Origin of the sequence: Desulfoglaeba alkanexedens ALDC, from assembly GCF_005377625.1 — a bacterium.
In the GTDB taxonomy this organism is placed as follows: domain Bacteria; phylum Desulfobacterota; class Syntrophobacteria; order Syntrophobacterales; family DSM-9756; genus Desulfoglaeba; species Desulfoglaeba alkanexedens.
This window is the reverse complement of record NZ_CP040098.1, coordinates 1,644,069-1,661,616: the sequence shown is the minus strand read 5'-3', so window position 1 is coordinate 1,661,616 and position 17,548 is coordinate 1,644,069. Positions and strand designations below refer to the sequence as shown.

The window sequence follows — 17,548 nt, the reverse complement described above, 5'->3', positions numbered from 1 at the left end:
GCCGGCTCTCCTAACTTTCCCCGAATTCAAGAGGAAAGCGCAGAATGAAATTGGTTCCTTTGCCTACGTCGCTTTTCACGTAGATGGATCCCCGGTGCTCCTTGATGATCCCGTAGACCACGGAAAGGCCCAGCCCCACGCCCTTATCCTGGCTCTTCGTGCTGAAAAACGGCTCGAAAATCTGTGAAATCTTGTCCTCCGGGATGCCGACCCCAGTATCTTCCACTTCCAACCGCAACTGGTTGCGCTGAGCGTCGTTAAAAGTCCGAATGGTCAGGCGTCCGCCGTCAGGCATGGCCTCCATGGCGTTGAAGATGAGGTTGATGAGGCACTGCTGGATCTGGGAAGGATCCCCTTTCATCTGTGGGAGGTTTTCTTCCAGCTCCAGGTGAAGCTGGATGTGCTGAAGTTCCATTTTGTGTTTACTGAGCAGCACCACCTTTTCCACCACTTCGTTGAGGTCGAAAAACACCCATTCGAGCTTCTGCTGCCTGGAAAAAGAAAGGAGATTGCTCACTATGGAACTGCACCGTGCCGATTCGGTATCAATGAGACCAAGGTAGTAGTGGAACGTTTCCAGGTCTTGCGGGCTCAGACCGTCTTCCAACTGCCGGCGCATGAGCCGGGCCAGGGCGTGGATTCCCGAAAGCGGATTGTTGATCTCGTGGACCGCACTCGCCACCAACTTACCTAGAGCGATCATCTTGTCCTCGTGAATGAGGCGGGCTAGGTCGCGCTTGAGGGCCAGGGTCTTCTGTTCCAGCTTCTGCTCCAGCTCATCGGTGATGTCCCAGATGATCTCCAGGACCAGATCCACGTCGCCTTTGCGGTTCTTCAATGGCACGGTGGTGATCTCACAGTAACGTAACTTGTTGAATCGATCGTAGTGCTCGTGGATGGCGTGACCCGTACCTCCATTTTGGAGGCTTTCCGAAAGCGGGCAGTGACACCCGCTTTCCTCACATGGTCGCATCGATCGGTGAGTCACCTGGTAGCAGAATTTACCAATAATTTCTTCCTTTCCCATGCCCACCCATTTCAGCAGGGCCTCGTTGGCGTCCAGGATCTTCCGGTCCGGCTGAAGGATGAGCACACGGTCGCGAATACTGGAAAAGATACTGTCCGCGATGTTCTCGATAAGTTCCAGCTGCCGTTCCCTAAAGAGATATTCTTCCTGAAAGCGGATGATATCGCCGAAAAGCCGCGATATAGCAGCCTCCAGGATCCGGACGTGAGCGGAATTGTGGCGGATGAAGTCCTCGAGGAGTTCTTCCTTGCCGGTCAGTTCAATAACCAGGTCCAAATCGGGGATCTTGAAAAAGTCCCGATAATCGCGGGTGGTAAAGATACCTTTCTCCCGGGCCAGCCTGATCCCTACCGCCTCGTCGTCCGGGTCCGCCACCGCCACGATTTCCGCCTTGAGGGCGGGAAAACGCCGCGCGTCCAGCATTTCGAGAAACGCCCGACACCTGCGGCCTCCGCCGATCACGGCGATCCGCATGGGACCTTTTTCTTTATCCGCAGCGACCGGGTCCTGCATGGATGCCTTTCGATTTCCGACAGACTGATGAAAATCGGGACAGGGTGTTCATTATTTCAACAACCCCGGCTCGTTGCACTGCAGCGCGCTTTCCGAGAAAGCCCCGGCGGCGACTGGCCAGGAATTGTGCAGCAGCATCTCCATTTCCGTACCGGCCGGTGAGGCGGAACGGGGCTCCGTGGGCGCGGTTGCCCGTTGGAAAACAGCGGCAGTCCGCCCAGCCGCACGTTCTTGTCACGTCGATCCCGCCGGCTTGGCACGGGAGTTGCCTTTCCATAAGCAGCAAAAGCATTCAACACAAAATCCATATCAGAAGGGGAAAGCCATGGAAAGCAAGAAGATGCACGCAAAAACCCGGAGCAAGGTTCGCGCTTTCGCCATCGGCGACGAACTCCCCTGTGTCTGGATGAAAGCCGGTGTCATCAATTTCAAGCTCTGCGACAACGCCTACGACTGCCTCACGTGTTCCTTCGACAAGGCCATGAGCGCGCGGGTGGCGGATCATCCCGAAAAGCAGGTGAGCTGGCGAGAAGTCATGCGGGAAAAGCCTTACAACCAGAAGGAATGCCGCCACATGCTGTCCGGGAGGGTGGCTTTCCGATTGTGCGGGAACGCGTACAACTGCAACAATTGCGAATTCGATCAGATGATCGAAGACCGGGAACTGGCCGCGGCGGTCGGTGTTCCAACCATCCGCAAAGTGAGTGGATTCGCGATAGCGGATGATTATTACTATCACGCAGGCCACACTTGGGCCCGAGTCGAACCCGGAGGGCTGATCCGAATAGGTGTTGATGACTTTGCGCTTCGTTTGTTAGGATATGTTACTGAATTTCGTCTTCCCAGGTTGGGAGCCCACTTGGAACAGCATCGGCCGGGATGGACACTCAGGCGGGAAGAAAAGCTTGCGGATTTCCTCGCTCCGTTGGAAGGCATCGTAGTGGCGGTGAATCACCGAGTGCTGGACACGCCGGATCTAGCGAAACGGGCGCCTTACACCGAAGGCTGGCTGCTGGCAGTGGAACCTCGAAATCTCAAACAGAACGTTCAGGAGCTCCTCATCGGCGACAGCGCTCTTTCCTGGCTCACGGATCACGTGCACAAGCTGGAAAGCATGATTTCGGCAGGGGAACCCTTCCCCCTGGCGGCTACGGGTGGCGAAGTGGCGGAGGATATCTACGGGAATGTACGGCATCTGCAGTGGGACACTTTGGTCAAGGAATTCCTGCGGCCGTGATAGCGTGCCGTGCGGATGGGTTGCGACCGGGTTGTTTTCAGAAGGCATCGGGGGCGGGGAGAATCCCGCTCCCGATTTGTGTTGCATACAAAGGAAGCAAGGGAGCGCCTGATGGAACAGACGGCCGCTGCGCCCCTGGAAGTGTATTTCGACTTGGCGGAGAAGGTGCGCGATGCAACCGGTATCACTGTAACGGCCTGCTACCAGTGCCGAAAATGCACCAACGGCTGTCCGCTCACCTTCGCCATGGATTATTATCCGGACCAGATCGTTCGGCTTCTGCTGTTGGGTCGGGAAGAGGAAGTCCTCCACAGCGCCACCATCTGGGTTTGCTCGTCTTGCGAAACCTGCACCACGCGGTGCCCGAACGACATCGACATCGCCGGCTTGATGGATCATCTCAAGAGCGAGGCACACCGGCGAGGGATCGTCCGGCCGAAGGGAAACCCCACGTACGCCTTTCACAAGGTGTTCCTCGATGACATCGCCCGGCGCGGGCGCGTTTTCGAAAGCGGCCTGCTCAACCGGTACCTGCTGAAAAGCGGCGAATGGAAGGCCAAACTGGAAACGGGCACCCTCTGGGGGGACCTCCGCCTCGGGTGGGCTCTTTTTTCCAGGCGCCGGTTGCCGCTGTTTCCCCACGGGGTGATGAACAAGCAGGAAATCCGGAGCCTCATCGAGGAAGAACCGGGTGCCGCGGAAACGGAAGGCGACGAAAATACTTGAAGGCACCGCCGCCTTCGGCGTTGAGATCCGACGGCCTCTTTAAACCGTCCTGAAACGTGAGGTCACCCATGCATGAGATAGGCTATTATCCCGGCTGCACACTGCAAGGAACCGCCCGGGACTATCGGCAATCCATCCATGACGTCTGTGACCTGCTGGAGATCAAGCTGCGGGAACTGCCGGATTGGAATTGCTGCGGCGCCACCGCTGCTCACAGCTTGGATGAACGGATCGCCGTCAGGCTTGCCGGCCGGAACCTGGTCATCGCCGAAAGAGAAGGCCTCGATATCGTCGTTCCGTGCGCCCTATGCTTCAACCGGTTGAAAGTCGCCCAAAAGCGCCTGCTGAACGATACAGATCGTAGGTATGGCATGCCCCTTGAGGGTACCATCCAGGTTTTTGATTTACTGGATTATTTGAGCCGACCCAACATCCGCCAAGAGGTGCGCGATCGGTTGGTTCGGCCGCTCCAGGGACTGCGGGCCGTCTGCTACTACGGCTGCATGGTGAACCGGCCGCCAAAGATGACTGATGCACCGACCTGGGAAAACCCAACCAACATGGACGAACTGTTGGCGGACCTGGGAGCCGAAGTGCTCGATTGGCCGTTCAAGACGGACTGCTGCGGAGCAAGCCACGCTGTGACCCACCCGGACCTGGTTTTTGAACTGGTTCGAAAACTCTACGACCGAGCCGTCGCTCAAGGTGCCCACTGCATCGTAGCTTCCTGCCAGATGTGTCAAGCCAACCTGGACCTGTATCAGGAGCGGATCGGGCGGCTCGCCGGCACATCCTACGAACTACCCATCTTCTATTTCACGGAACTTATGGGGATCGCTCTGGGGTGCCGCAGACCGGACCGTTGGCTCCGCCGCCACATGGTGGACCCGCTGCCGCTCCTGCGGTCGGTGGGCCTGGCCTGAGCATTACCCGGGGGAGACCCTTTCATCATGCCACAGTGGAGATTTCGGAGGCAGCATGAGCGCGCATCAAGAGCAGTCCCGTTCTTCCCGAGTGATCGGATCGGTTCTGGTTATCGGCGGAGGCATCGGGGGCATTCAGGCGAGCCTCGATCTAGCCAACAGCGGCTATCAGGTGATCCTGGCGGAAAAAGATATCAGTATCGGGGGCGTCATGGCTCAACTCGACAAGACGTTTCCCACCAACGACTGTTCGACGTGCATGCTTTCTCCGAAACTCATCGAAGTGGCCAACCATCCCGACATCCGGATCCTCACCCGCACCACCGTTCAATCGATTTCGGGTGAACCGGGCGACTTCAAGGTCAGATTGCTTCGGGAACCCCGCTTCGTGGACGAAGACAAGTGCACCGCCTGCGGTGAATGCTTGAAGGTATGCCCGGTGGAGATACCGGCGGCATTCAACGAAGGGCTGAATGCGACCAAGGCCATCTACCGGCATTTTCCTCAGGCTATCCCTTCGAGTTTCGCCATCGACAAACGGGGCACCGCTCCTTGTAAGGCCGCCTGCCCGGCGGGGATCAGCGTCCAGGGCTACGTGGCGCTCATCGCTCAGGGCCGCTACCAGGAAGCGCTGGAGCTCATCCGAAAGGACAACCCCCTGCCGGGGATCTGCGGGCGAGTCTGCCATCACCCCTGTGAATCGGTCTGCAGCCGCGGGCAATACGACGAACCGATCGCTATCGATTTTCTCAAACGATTCGTGAGCGACTTGGAGCTGCAGGAAGGAACGCAAAAGCCCCCAGAGAGGAAAGAGTCCAACGGCAAAAAGGTTGCGATCATCGGTTCCGGCCCCGCGGGCCTCACCGCCGGATACTACCTGGCACGGAAAGGCTACGAAGTGACCCTCTTCGAGGCCATGCCCGAACCCGGCGGATGGCTTCGCTATGGGATACCGGAATATCGGCTGCCACGTTCCATCCTTCAGGCCGAAATCGATTATATCCGGGCCGCCGGCGTTCAGATTGTAACCGGAAGGCGTTTTGGGGTCGACTTCGGCTTCCAGGATCTCCGAAAAGAGGGTTTCGAAGCCTTCTTCCTCGCCATCGGCACTCAGAAAGACCTCACCCTCAACATTCCCGGAGAAGACCTTCCGCAAGTCTATACCGCCACCAGCTTCCTCCGGAAGGTGAACCTGGGCGAAACGCCCGAACTGGGAAAACAGGTGGCCGTGATCGGCGGCGGGAACAGTGCGCTGGATGTAGCGCGGTCGGCTCTCCGGCTCGGCGCCGAAGAAGTTCATATACTCTACCGAAGGAGCCGGTCCGAGATGCCGGCCAATGTCGAAGAAATCGAAGAGGCCGAAGAAGAAGGCGTGAAAATACACTTTCTTGCGGCTCCCGTGGCAATTGTGAGCGACGAAGCCGGCAACGTAAAGGCGCTCCATGTCATTCATATGGAACTGGGCAAATCGGACGAAAGCGGCAGGCGCCGGCCCATTCCGGTGGAAGGATCCGAGTACACCATGAACGTCGACAGCGTGATCGCCGCCATCGGCCTGATGACGGATCTGGATGTCTTCGAGGGCCTGCCGCCCGACGAACGTCCCGAACTCAGCCGCTGGGGGACGGTGATGGTGGACCCGGTGACCTGCGAAACGAACCTCCCCGGCGTGTTTTCGGGAGGCGACGTGGCCACGGGACCCGCCACGGTGGTGCAGGCCATCGCCGCGGGAAAGGAAGCGGCCGAATCCATCGATCGATACCTCAAGGGAGAAAACCTCAGGACCGGGCGGATACAGACCCGCCGTACGGCCCCCGTGCCCCGAATGACGGTTTATCCCGCACGCCGGGCGCTCATGCCGAGACTGGAACCGCACGTTCGCCGAACGACCTTCGAAGAGGTGCAGAAGGGCTTTTCCGAGGAAGCGGCCCGCTACGAAGCCCGGCGCTGTCTTCAGTGCGGGGTTTGCAGTGAATGCTATCGGTGCGTGGATGCCTGCCTCGCGGGCGCCATCGACCACTCCATGTCGCCCCAAATCGAAGAAGTGGAAGTGGGCGCCGTTCTCTACGCCACAGGTTTTCGACCCTTCGACGCTCGAAAGAAGCCCGAATACGGCTACGGCCGGTATCCCAACGTGATCACCAGCCTGGAGTTCGAACGGTTTCTGGCACCCACCGGGCCCACAGGCGGCCACATCCAGAGACCGGGAGACGGACGAGCCCCGAAGAAGGTGGCCTGGATTCAATGCGTCGGCTCGAGGGATGTCACCGTCGGCCAGGATTATTGTTCTTCGGTTTGTTGCATGTACGCCACCAAGCAAGCCATCGTGGCCCGGGAGCACGAACCGGACCTTGAGGCGACGATTTTTTTCATCGATATCCGCGCCATGGGGAAGGGATTCGAGCGCTATTACGAACGCGCACGGACGCAGCACGGCGTCCGCTACGTTCGGAGCCACATCAGCCGCGTGATCGAAACGCCTCAGGGCGGCGACCTGGAAATCCAGTACGTGGACGAAACGGGAGAAATCCGCCGCGAAATCTTCGACCTGGTCATCTTATCGGTGGGCCTGAAGCCGACCGAAGACGCCCTCAAGACGGCCGCGACGCTGGGGATCGCCACCGACCGTTTCGGGTTCACCGGCTGCGATCCGTTCGATCCGGTCGCTTCGTCACGGCCAGGCGTGTACGCGTGCGGGGTGAGCACCAGCCCCAAGGACATCCCCGAAACCGTGGCTCAGGCCAGCGCTGCGGCGGCTTCCGCCCAACGGCTCCTCGCCCCCGCTCGAAACACGCTCATCACCCGCCCCGCCGTGATCCAGGAGCGGCAGGTAACCGGGGAAATCCCGCGCATCGGGGTCTTCGTCTGCCATTGCGGCATCAACATCGCCGGCGTGGTGAACGTGGAAGCGGTGACCGAATACGCGAAAACCCTTCCCAACGTGACCTACGCGGACCACCTCCTGTTCGCCTGCTCGACGGATTCCACCGAACGCATCAAGGAAATCGTCCAAGAACACCACCTCAACCGGGTGGTGGTGGCCTCCTGTTCCCCCAGAACCCATGAACCCCTTTTTCAGGATTGCATCCGCGAAGCCGGCCTTAACAAGTATCTGTTCGAAATGGCCAACATCCGCGATCAATGCAGCTGGGTCCACGCGGCGGACCCGGACCAGGCCACGGAAAAGGCCAAGGATCTCGTCCGCATGGCCGTCGCCAAGGCCCGGTTTCTGGAACCTCTCTACGAAATCCCATTCTCTGTGGTCCAGTCGGCCCTGGTGGTGGGGGGAGGCGTGGCCGGAATGACGGCGGCGCTCAACTTGGCCGACCAGGGATTCCCCACCATCCTGGTGGAAAAGGAAGGAGAACTGGGCGGCCAGGCTCGAAAGACCATGCGCTTTCTGCCGACGGGGGAAGCGGTTCAACCGTACGTTTCGGAATTGATCGCCTCCATCGAGAGCCACCCGAACATCCAGGTCTTCAAAGGATCCCAGATCGCTTCGTTTTCAGGCCATCCGGGCCGCTTCGAAAGCGTCGTCCGAACGGCGGACGGGGATCGAACCGTGCAGTACGGCGCGCTCATCGTGGCCACCGGAGGCCAGGAATACCGGCCCAAAGAATACCTCTATGGAGAAGACGAACGGGTTCTCACCCAGCTGGCCTTTCATGAACTCCTGGCGGACGGCGGTGGGAAGCTTGCCGGCGCTCGGGATTTCGTCATGATTCAATGCGTGGGGTCACGGGATGAAGAGCGGCCTTACTGCAGCCGGGTATGTTGCACGGCGGCGGTGAGCAATGCTCTGAAGCTGAAGGAAATCACCCCCGAGGCCCGCATCACCATCCTTTACCGCGACATTCGAACCTTCGGAACCCGGGAGATTCTCTATCGGAAAGCGCGGGAGCAGGGCGTTCGCTTCTGCCGGTATGAACCCGAAAAAAAACCTGAGGTGACCAGGCAGGATGATACGCTCCGAATCCGCGTCTTCGACCAGAACCTGAGACGGGAAATCGTGCTTCGAGCCGACCGGTTGATCTTGAGTGCTGCGGTGGTGCCGAGAGTCTCCAGCCGGGATCTGGCGGAAATCTTCAAACTGAATACCGACGCCGACGGCTTTTTCATGGAAGCCCACGTGAAGCTCCGACCCCTGGATTTCGCCAACGCGGGAATCTATCTGTGTGGACTGGCGCACAGCCCCAAGTTTCTCGACGAATCCATCGCCCAGGCCCGCGGGGCGGCATCCAGAGCAGCCACCATCCTCAGCCGTGAAGAAATGACCGTGGGCGGCCGCGTGGCGGTGGTGGATCCGTCGCGGTGCGCCGTCTGCCTCACCTGCGTGCGCACTTGCCCCTACCATGTGCCTTATGTGGTATCGCCCGGGCAATCCGTGAAAAAGGCCGCCTATATCGACCCGGCCCTTTGTCAAGGCTGTGGCGCCTGCGTGGCCGAGTGTCCCGCAAAGGCCATCCAGCTGCAGCATTTCACCGATCAGCAGCTCATCGAAAAAACCGCGGCCGCCGCCTCCTGAACGCGGAAGGCTTCCGGGAAGAGCGACGGTCTTTGAGGCATCCCCGTATGTCGCAGGTGCCATTCCGGTTTATTCTTGACGTTGATTCTTTTTTCACATAAAAAAATCTTCGATTGTGGATCGGAAGGGAGGCGCATCGGGACACTCGACGGACCGGAAGTTTCGGTGCTTGAACCTTGCCGTTTGCCGCGTGGAAAGGGGGATGAGCCATCGTTTCCACCCTGTGGGTCTAACAGGACACAGCTCGACGCCACACGCTCCGGTTGCAGCCGGTCGATCCGCTCATCTCGACCCTGCCCTTCGCTTCCGCTCACGGGTGCGCTCCGCGCGGCTCCCGGTTCCTTTCGCAGTTTCTGTAAAAATGTGCGCTCCAGCGCCGTGAAGCGGTTTTCGGCGCAGAGGGCGGCGGCGGTTCCCGCTTGGGAAAAGTTTCTTGACGTTGCGTGGAAAAGGGTGAAGGGTGAACGCTTATGGCGGCAGACCACTTTTCTTAACGGTTAACGAGAGTCGAGGGATTCTATGACGGATGCAACAGGAAGCAACGGCAGAGGAAACGTCCTGGTGGTCGGGGGTGGTGTGGCCGGCATGAATGCCGCTCTCGATCTGGTCGCCCAGGGATATCACGTGGATCTCGTGGAGAAGCATGCGGAACTGGGCGGTACCGTGTCCAAACTCCACCGCCTCTACCCGCTTTGCAGTTGCTGCAAGGCGGCCAACCGGGAGACCGCCTGCCTGCAGCACCCGCAAATCACGGTATGGACGGAGACCCAGGTGGTCGACGCAGCGGGCCGGGCGGGCGATTTCACGGTGACCCTTCAGGGCCCAGCGGGATCGGAACAGGTGAAAGCCGGAGCCATCATTTTGGCTCTAGGTGTGGAAACCTTCGACCCCACGGCTTACGACACCTACGCCTATGCACAGTTCCAGAACGTGGTGACAAGCATTGAATTGGAATGGCTGCAGAAACCGACCGGTCCTTTTCAGGGCGTGGTGAAACGCCCCTCCGACGGTGAAATTCCCAAGCGCGTGGCATGGCTCCAATGCGTGGGATCCCGCGAAATCAACAAGTGCGATGCGCCCTACTGCTCGTCCGTCTGCTGCATGTACGCCTTGAAGGAAGCCGTGCAGATGAAGGACATGAACCCGGAAACGGCGACGTACATCTTCTTCATGGACATGCGGACTCACGGTAAGGGTTACGAACAATACTACAATGCAGCGCAGGAAAAGGGTGTCCGCCTTGTTCGCAGCCGCATCCACAGCATCGAAAAGGCCCCCGGAGCGGAGGACCTGGTCCTGGCATATGTGGATGAAAACGGCCAAAAGTGCGAAGAGGTCTTCGATCTGGTGGTCCTTTCGGTGGGCCTGCGCCCGTCGGCCGAACTGGAAAGCCTGGCCAAGCGACTGGGCGTCCACTTGACCGCCGACCGATATGTGGCCACAAACGAATTCAAGCCCATGGAAACGAACGTAGCGGGTATCCTGGTGTGCGGCGGCGCCGCCGGACCGCGGGATGTTCATCAAAGCGTGGTGGAAGCGGCCGCCGCGGCCGCAAAGGCGGCGGCACTCCTCAAGAAAGCCGTTCCGGTCGCCGCGACAGCCGAGTACCGGGACGTTTCCGGTGAAAAGCCGGCCATCGGCGTGGTCTTGAGCCTCTGCCCAACCAAGGCCCCGGGCTTCGACAGCCTGGTGGGCGAACTTCAGAAGTTCGCCGAATCGCTGCCCAACGTGGCCTTCGCCCAGCGGCTGGACCTCACCGACGCTGCTTCCTTCATGAAGCTCGCGGGGCTGCTCAAAGAGAAGGCGGCCAACCGGCTGATCTACGCCAGCTGCAGCCCCATCATGCACCAGGAACTGGTGGAATGGGCCATGGCCCAGGCCGGTCTCAATCCCACGCTATATGATTTCCTGGATCTGAGAACGCTGAGCGCCAATCCGACGGAACTGGACCGGCTGAAGGATCTCCTCCGGACCTCAACCGTCCGGGCGGCCCTCCTCGAACCCCTCAAATTAACGGAAATTCCCGTCGAGCGGTCCGCCCTGGTGGTGGGCGGAGGACTCGCCGGCATGCAGGCGGCGCTTGCCCTCGCCGAACAGGACGTCCCCGTCACCCTGGTTGAAAAGAACGACCGATTGGGTGGGCACGCTCATAAGGTGAAATCCACCTGGACCGGAGCATCGGTTCAGGCTTATCTCAAGGACCTGATTTCGCGCGTGGAATCCACCCCCAACATCCGGGTTTTGACCGGCGCCCAGGTGCTGGACGCCAAGGGATTCGCGGGCCACTACACCTCCAAGATTCAAAGCAACGGCGAAACGATCGAAGTGCATCACGGCGCGGTGATTCTCGCCACAGGTGGTCATCCCTTGATACCCACCGAATACGCCTACGGTGAACACCCGGAAATCTATCGTTGGTCGGATTTTGCCAAGAAGCTCATCGATGATCCCAATGCTTTTGCCGATGCCGCCTGCGGCGTCTTCATCCAATGCGTCGGGTCGCGGGAGCCCGAGCGGCCTTACTGCAGTCGGCTTTGCTGCACCTTCGCCGTCCGAGCGGCCGTCGACCTGAAAACCCGCCATCCTGGCATGGACGTCTATGTCCTTTACCGCGAGGTGCGCACCTTCGGCGAAAGGGAATCCCTCTACAAGGAAGCGCGGGAAAAAGGCGTACTCTTCGTCCGATTCGACCTGGACCGCAAACCGTCCGTCCAAGTCACCAACGGTGGACTCCAGGTGACGGTGCTGGACCCGATCCTCGGCCGCGAACTCATCTTGAAGCCCGATTTCATCTCGCTCCAGACGGCCATCCTCCCGGAAGCGCCCGATTCCCTGGCAAAAATTTACAAGGTGACCGTGAACGAGGACGGCTTCTTCAAGGAAAGCCCGGCCAAGATGCGCCCGGTGGATGGTGAAACGGAAGGCGTCTACTTTGCGGGGCTCGCCCTGGGTCCCAAACCGGTGGAGGAAGCGCTTGCCGAAGGCTGGGCGGCGGCGGGCCGCGCCATGCGGGTGCTCAACCGAACGAGCGTGCTGGTGGGCGGAGCGGTCGCGGAAGTGAACCCCGACAAGTGCGCCGTCTGCCTCACCTGCGTCCGCACCTGCCCCTTCAATATCCCCTTCATCGACAGCTCCCAGGGTGCGGCCTACATCGATCCCGGATTGTGCCAGGGATGCGGGATGTGCGTGAGCGAATGTCCGGCTAAAGCCATTTCCTTCAGGCGACTCAGCGACGATCAGATCGCCGCCGTGGCCGGTTCGCTCTTCGGAAAGCTGGCCAACTAGATTCCCTGAGGCATGTCAGACGCCATAAGGAGTTCATCCATGAGCCAATTTGAACCGAAAATCGTCGCATTCTGCTGCTCGAACTGCGCTTCCGCGGCGGCGCAGGTTTCCGAGAAGATGGGGCTTCATCTTCCCGAAAACGTCCGGATCATCCAGTTGCCCTGCACCGGCCGTCTCGACACCCTGCACATCCTCAAGGCGCTCGAATCCGGGGCCGACGGGGTCTACGTGGCCGGATGTCAGCCCGACAGCTGCCAATTCAAGCACGGGGTCGAGAAGGCGCAGAAAAAAGTGAAACAGGTTCAGGGCATCCTTGCCGAGCTGGGCATGGAAACCGAGCGCGTGGCCCTCTACAACATGTCGGCCGGAAAAGGGCAGCTTTTCATCGAAGCGGCCTTGGAGATGGTCGAAAAGATCCGAGCTCTGGGTCCGAGCCCTGTGAAAGGGTGAGCCGGGCACCGTCCCCGAGGTAACCCTCTCGACAAAAGGGGCGGGGAGTTGGAACTCCCCGCCCCTTTTGCTGCCATCGATCGGCCCTTCGTCCTTTCTGGGAATTGAGTTTCCGTTTTTTTCCCTTGAGGCGTTCCCAAGCCGGAGCTTGCGAACGAGAGGAATTCTATTTCCCCTCCCCTTGTGGGAGGAGATTAAGGGGAGGGGGAAAAGGGGGATTTTTTGACCTTGTTCCCAAGCTTCAGCGATCAGGGTCAACGGGGCATTGCCGGTTTTACGGGTCGCGGCCAAGGCCGCTCCTACAGGAACAAGGAGCCTCAGTGCCCGACTTTTATTAGCTTGTTTTTTGGACAAGCTCTTTCTTGCAGGGCCGCCGCCCGGTCAGTCTTTGATGTTGTGGTGCACTTTACACGCGCGGACGGTGTTTTTCATCAGCATGGTGATGGTCATAGGGCCCACACCGCCGGGGACCGGTGTGATGGCACTGGCCACCTCGGCCACTTCATCGAAAGCCACGTCGCCCTTGAGGATGCGCTTGCCGTCGGCGGTCTTCCCCACTTCGTTCACCCCCACGTCGATCACCACCGCACCGGGCTTCACCCAGCTTCCTTTAACGTATTCCGTAACGCCCGCGGCCACGATGAGGATATCGGCCCGCTTGGTGTGGAACTGAACGTCCCTGGTCCGCGTGTGGCATACGGTCACCGTGGCATTGGCGCCCTTGCCTTTCTGCATGAGCATCACCGCGATGGGCTTCCCGACGATGTTCGACCGGCCCACCACCACCACTTCCGCACCCGAGGTTTCCGTTCCGGAGCGGACCAGAAGCTCCTGGATACCCGCCGGGGTGCAGGGGAGGTAGTCAGGCTGGCCGATCATGAGTTTGCCCACGTTGAACGGATGAAAGGCGTCCACATCTTTTCCAGGATCGATGGCGTAGAGGATCTTGTTTTCGTCGATATGCTTGGGGAGCGGGAGCTGAACCAGGATGCCGTCGATCTTAGGGTCCTTGTTGTACTGATCGATGAGGGCCAGCAGTTTCTCTTCGCTCAGATCCGCCGGCTGGTTGTCCTGGACGGAATAGAAGCCCAGATCGTGGGCGGCCTTTTGCTTGGCTCGGACATAGCTTTGGGACGCCGGATTTTCTCCGACCAGGATGGTCACGAGTCCGGGTTCGACCCCATGCTTTTCCTTCATCTGCTGAACTTCCTGCTGCAATTCGGCCCGGATTTCCTTGGCCACTTCAGCGCCTTTGATCAGTTTGGCAGCCATTGTCTCCCTCCTTTACGGACCCAAAAAAGAATGGCAGGGTCTGTCCCTGCCATTCCTTGGAAGCGATTGCTAGAACAGACCCATCACCTTTCCGGTTTCCACGTCCACGTCGATGCGGCGGAAGGCCGGATTGGAAGAGGTGCCCGGCATGAGGCTGATAGTCCCGGCGCACGGACACAGGAACTTGGCTCCCGAGTAGATGAGCACGTCGCGGATGGGAAGCACCCAACCCTTGGGAACGCCCTTGATCGTCGGATCGTGGGTGAGGCTCAGGTGAGTCTTGACCATCATGGTGGCGAAATCATCGTACTTGGGGTCCGCCTCGAGCATCTTGGCCTTGGCCTCGGCTTCCGGCGACCAGCTCACACCGTCGGCTCCGTAGACTTCCTTCGCGATAAGTGCCACGCGGTCGCGGAGCTTCATTTCCATAGGATACAGGAACTTGAATTCACTCTTTTGTTCGCAGGCATCGATGACGGCGTCGGCGAGTTCCAGCGCCCCTTCACCGCCTTTGAGCCAATGTTCGGACAGAGCGCAACGGGCACCGGCGGCTTCCGCGGCCTTGCGAACGACGGCGATTTCGTCCTTGGTGTCCGTATGGAACGCATTGATGCACACCACCGGGTTCATCCCGGATTTTCGGATCGTGTTGATGTGGTGCACCATGTTCTCGATGCCCTTTTCCACCAGCGCCACGTTTTCCTTGGTGTATTCTTCCGGAAGTGGAAGCCCCGCCACGACCTTGGGCCCGCCGCCGTGCATCTTGAGGGCCCGGATGGTGGTGGTGAGTACCGACACATGAGGCTTCAGACCGCTGTACCGGCATTTCACGTTCCAGAATTTTTCGAAGCCGATATCCGCTGCGAAACCGCTTTCGGTCACGTGGTAATCAAAAAGCTTCAAGCCGACTCGGTCGCCGATGATCGACGACTGACCCACGGCGATGTTCGCGAAGGGACCGGCATGCACCATCACCGGCTGATATTCGGCGCTGCAGCAAAGCGTCGGGTTGATGGTGTTTCGCATGAAGGCGGTCATGGCCCCGGCGACTTCAAGGTCTCCTGTGGTCACGGCCTTTCCGCGCTTGTCGAAGGCCACCGTGATGTTGGCCATCCGTTCGCGCAGGTCTTTGAGGTCCCGCACGATGGAAAGAATGGCCATCAGTTCCGAACTCACCGCGATCCCGAACCGCGATTGCATGGTGTAACCGTCATAGCGGCCGCCGAGCCCGATGACGATGTTCCGGAGAGCCTGAGCGCAGAAGTCGATGATCCAGCCCATTTCCACCCGGGTGGGGTCGATGTCCAGGCGGCGCATCTTGGTGAGGCGCTCCAACTGTTCGTCCGTGTAGTTCCGCTCGTGCTGCATGCGGGCCGTAAGAGCGACCATGGCCAGATTGTGGGCGTTCATGATGTCGTTGATATCGCCGGTAAGACCCATGGAGAATTCCGTCATGGGAATGAGGAGGGCGTTTCCGCCGCCGGCCGCCGTTCCCTTGATATTCATGGTAGGGCCGCCGGAAGGCTGCCGGAGACAACCGCCGACATTCTTTCCGCGCTTTCCGAGACCTTCGATCAACCCTAGTGACGTGGTGCTCTTGCCTTCCCCAAGCGGCGTAGGAGTGATGGCCGTGACTTCAATGTACTTTCCGTCGGGCTTGTCTTTCAGCCGGTTGATGATCTTCATGAAGTCGAGTTTGCACAGGCGGCCCATGGGAAGGATTTCGTCAGCCTGCAGGCCCAGCTTTTTCTGCCAGTCAAACGGCGACGGCATGTTCTTTTCGGCTTCTTCGGAAATCTGCCAGTCGGCCATTTTGGTTGGATCGTAAGGCATTTTCTCCTCCTGATTCACGTTAATCGTTTTGGCTTCCTGGAGCGAAAAACGGCTCCCTACCCTCGTTCCTCTCAAATAGAGCGGACTACATCACCCCTCCTGAAGAGATTCGGCTCAAATATCGCGCGAAAAGCCGGCCATCAATCCGGACAGGCACTGGAGAAAGCGGATACGATATGAATTCGACCACGAACGCCTTCAAGAAATACTTTTCACATGCGCACGAAACCCTACTTGGGCAAAGCCTTTTTGTCAAGCGGAAAACAGCATTTGTAAAGTAACATGACAAGATAAACAACATTTCAGTGATCTCCAGGAAGACCAGCCGAGGAAAGGTTGCAGAACCGGGCGAGATTCGAAAGGGAAACCGTCGAAAGTCTGTCGAAAGCCTTTCGAAACTCGAGCCGGTCCGTGGACGACCGGGCAGATTACGGCGGCTTTTTCCGAAAGATGGTCGAAGAACTCACCCAATAACATCAATGCATTGGCATTTTTTTTGACATTTAGACAGCATCTGATTAAGATGATGAACCTTCTTGCTGATATAAAATACAAAACCATCTTCAAGCCCCGAAACGGAACGCGATGGGCTGGATGTGATGCGTGGAGTCATCCATGAAGTTTCACGCGGACAGGGAACAACTCCTTAAGACTCTACAGAAAGTCGTCGGCATCACGGACAAGAAAACCACGATGCCGATTCTTTCTCATGTTCTTTTGGAAACGCTCGGCCCGAACCGGACGGCGGTCTTCGCTACGGATCTAAACCTCAGCCTGAGAACTCACTTCGAAGCGTCTGTCGAACAGGAAGGAAAATTGTGCGTGTCGGCACGCAAACTGCTCGAACTGGCACGCGAGGTTTCCGTGGACGGATTGAGCCTGGAACTGCTCGCCAATCAGCGTCTGGCCATTCAGGCGGGACGATCCTATTTCGAATTGACCACACTTGCCCCCGAAGATTTTCCTCACATCGCGATTCATGACGATGTCTCCGGTGTACAAGTTTCGGCCCCGGAACTGAGGGCGGCTTTATCCAGAGCATCATATGCGATTCCGGTGGACGAGGATCCTTTCAGTGTTCCAGGGCTTTACTGGCATGCGTTGGACGGCAAACGGGTCCGGATGGTTTCTTCCGATGGACATCGGCTGGCCTACGAAGAGTTGGCCTTGGATTCCGTTGAAGCGCTCGGTGTGGGTAAAGGCGTCACGATCCCTCGAAAGGGCGTACAGGAAATGATCCGCATGTTCGAAAAGGAAGAGTCGGTGAACGTGGTGGTCCACGAGAGCCGCCTCATAGTCGCCTCCGATGCGCTATTTCTCAGCATTCAACTGCTCGAAGAGGAATTTCCCGACTACGAATTGATCATCCCCCAAGAACGCCCTCACCACCTGACCGTGCACCGGGAAGGGCTTTTTCTCGCCTTGAAGCGGATGGCCGTCCTTACGGACCAGACCTGGAGGCACGTACGGTTCATCATGCGTGATGGCGAATTGGAATTGGAAACGGGAAACCCCGAATTGGGAACGGCCAGGGAACGACTGGATGTGCAGTACAAAGGGGACGAATTCACGGTGGCTTTCAATATTCGCTATGTTCTGGACGCTATCCATGCCCTGGAATCCGACGCGGTTCGCCTGGAGTGGCTGGACGAATTCCACGGCGCGATTTTTTGCGAACCGGACAACCCGGGCCGCTTGGGGTTGGTCATGCCCATGATGGTTTAGCTAGCCTCCCGCCTTTCTTTTAAAGCATTGAA

The 17,548-nt window shown here is 58.8% G+C and carries 10 protein-coding genes; 7 read left to right on the top strand and 3 right to left on the bottom strand.

What is annotated here, in order from left to right:
* Nucleotides 1–10: 10 nt before the first annotated feature.
* Nucleotides 11–1,540, bottom strand: a complete 1,530-nt coding sequence (locus tag FDQ92_RS07520) for an ATP-binding protein (RefSeq protein WP_137424002.1) — start codon at nucleotides 1,538–1,540, stop codon at nucleotides 11–13.
* Between the two features lie 325 nt (nucleotides 1,541–1,865).
* Between FDQ92_RS07520 and FDQ92_RS07515 the strand changes: the two genes are divergently transcribed.
* The 6 genes from FDQ92_RS07515 (at nucleotide 1,866) to FDQ92_RS07490 (ending at nucleotide 12,686) form a co-directional block, all read left to right on the top strand.
* Nucleotides 1,866–2,777: a glycine cleavage system protein H gene (locus FDQ92_RS07515; protein ID WP_137424001.1), complete on the top strand. Its 912-nt coding sequence runs from the start codon at nucleotides 1,866–1,868 to the stop codon at nucleotides 2,775–2,777.
* A 111-nt stretch (nucleotides 2,778–2,888) separates the two neighbouring features.
* Nucleotides 2,889–3,503, top strand: a complete 615-nt coding sequence (locus FDQ92_RS07510; protein ID WP_137424000.1) for a 4Fe-4S dicluster domain-containing protein — start codon at nucleotides 2,889–2,891, stop codon at nucleotides 3,501–3,503.
* A 68-nt stretch (nucleotides 3,504–3,571) separates the two neighbouring features.
* Nucleotides 3,572–4,426, top strand: a complete 855-nt coding sequence (locus FDQ92_RS07505; RefSeq protein WP_137423999.1) for a CoB--CoM heterodisulfide reductase iron-sulfur subunit B family protein — start codon at nucleotides 3,572–3,574, stop codon at nucleotides 4,424–4,426.
* Nucleotides 4,427–4,481: 55 nt separating this feature from the next.
* Entirely contained in the window at nucleotides 4,482–8,951 is a 4,470-nt protein-coding gene (locus FDQ92_RS07500) for an NAD(P)-binding protein (RefSeq protein ID WP_137423998.1), read from the top strand.
* A gap of 519 nt (nucleotides 8,952–9,470) precedes the next feature.
* A complete protein-coding gene (locus FDQ92_RS07495) occupies nucleotides 9,471–12,236 on the top strand; it encodes an FAD-dependent oxidoreductase (protein WP_137423997.1) in 2,766 nt (921 codons plus the stop codon).
* 39 nt (nucleotides 12,237–12,275) lie between these two features.
* Nucleotides 12,276–12,686 carry a hydrogenase iron-sulfur subunit gene (locus FDQ92_RS07490; protein ID WP_137423996.1) on the top strand — a complete coding sequence of 137 codons (411 nt, stop codon included), beginning with the start codon at nucleotides 12,276–12,278 and terminating at the stop codon, nucleotides 12,684–12,686.
* A gap of 381 nt (nucleotides 12,687–13,067) precedes the next feature.
* On the opposite strand, the gene FDQ92_RS07485 is transcribed toward FDQ92_RS07490, so the two are convergent.
* Together FDQ92_RS07485 and FDQ92_RS07480 are read right to left on the bottom strand one after the other, a co-directional pair.
* Entirely contained in the window at nucleotides 13,068–13,958 is an 891-nt protein-coding gene (locus FDQ92_RS07485; RefSeq protein ID WP_137423995.1) for a bifunctional 5,10-methylenetetrahydrofolate dehydrogenase/5,10-methenyltetrahydrofolate cyclohydrolase, read from the bottom strand.
* A gap of 69 nt (nucleotides 13,959–14,027) precedes the next feature.
* On the bottom strand, nucleotides 14,028–15,791 hold the full coding sequence (locus FDQ92_RS07480) for a formate--tetrahydrofolate ligase (RefSeq protein ID WP_137423994.1): 1,764 nt from the start codon (nucleotides 15,789–15,791) through the stop codon (nucleotides 14,028–14,030).
* Between the two features lie 615 nt (nucleotides 15,792–16,406).
* Here FDQ92_RS07480 and dnaN point away from each other — a divergent pair.
* A complete protein-coding gene (gene dnaN, locus FDQ92_RS07475) occupies nucleotides 16,407–17,516 on the top strand; it encodes a DNA polymerase III subunit beta (protein ID WP_137423993.1) in 1,110 nt (369 codons plus the stop codon).
* The last annotated feature ends 32 nt before the right edge of the window (nucleotides 17,517–17,548 follow it).

What these genes read in the sequence shown, in the direction of transcription:
- FDQ92_RS07520 (WP_137424002.1), bottom strand. Translation starts at nt 1,540, where the DNA reads ATGCAGGACCCGGTCGCTGCGGATAAAGAAAAAGGTCCCATGCGGATC.
- FDQ92_RS07515 (WP_137424001.1), top strand. Translation starts at nt 1,866, where the DNA reads ATGGAAAGCAAGAAGATGCACGCAAAAACCCGGAGCAAGGTTCGCGCT.
- FDQ92_RS07510 (WP_137424000.1), top strand. Translation starts at nt 2,889, where the DNA reads ATGGAACAGACGGCCGCTGCGCCCCTGGAAGTGTATTTCGACTTGGCG.
- FDQ92_RS07505 (WP_137423999.1), top strand. Translation starts at nt 3,572, where the DNA reads ATGCATGAGATAGGCTATTATCCCGGCTGCACACTGCAAGGAACCGCC.
- FDQ92_RS07500 (WP_137423998.1), top strand. Translation starts at nt 4,482, where the DNA reads ATGAGCGCGCATCAAGAGCAGTCCCGTTCTTCCCGAGTGATCGGATCG.
- FDQ92_RS07495 (WP_137423997.1), top strand. Translation starts at nt 9,471, where the DNA reads ATGACGGATGCAACAGGAAGCAACGGCAGAGGAAACGTCCTGGTGGTC.
- FDQ92_RS07490 (WP_137423996.1), top strand. Translation starts at nt 12,276, where the DNA reads ATGAGCCAATTTGAACCGAAAATCGTCGCATTCTGCTGCTCGAACTGC.
- FDQ92_RS07485 (WP_137423995.1), bottom strand. Translation starts at nt 13,958, where the DNA reads ATGGCTGCCAAACTGATCAAAGGCGCTGAAGTGGCCAAGGAAATCCGG.
- FDQ92_RS07480 (WP_137423994.1), bottom strand. Translation starts at nt 15,791, where the DNA reads ATGCCTTACGATCCAACCAAAATGGCCGACTGGCAGATTTCCGAAGAA.
- dnaN (WP_137423993.1), top strand. Translation starts at nt 16,407, where the DNA reads ATGAAGTTTCACGCGGACAGGGAACAACTCCTTAAGACTCTACAGAAA.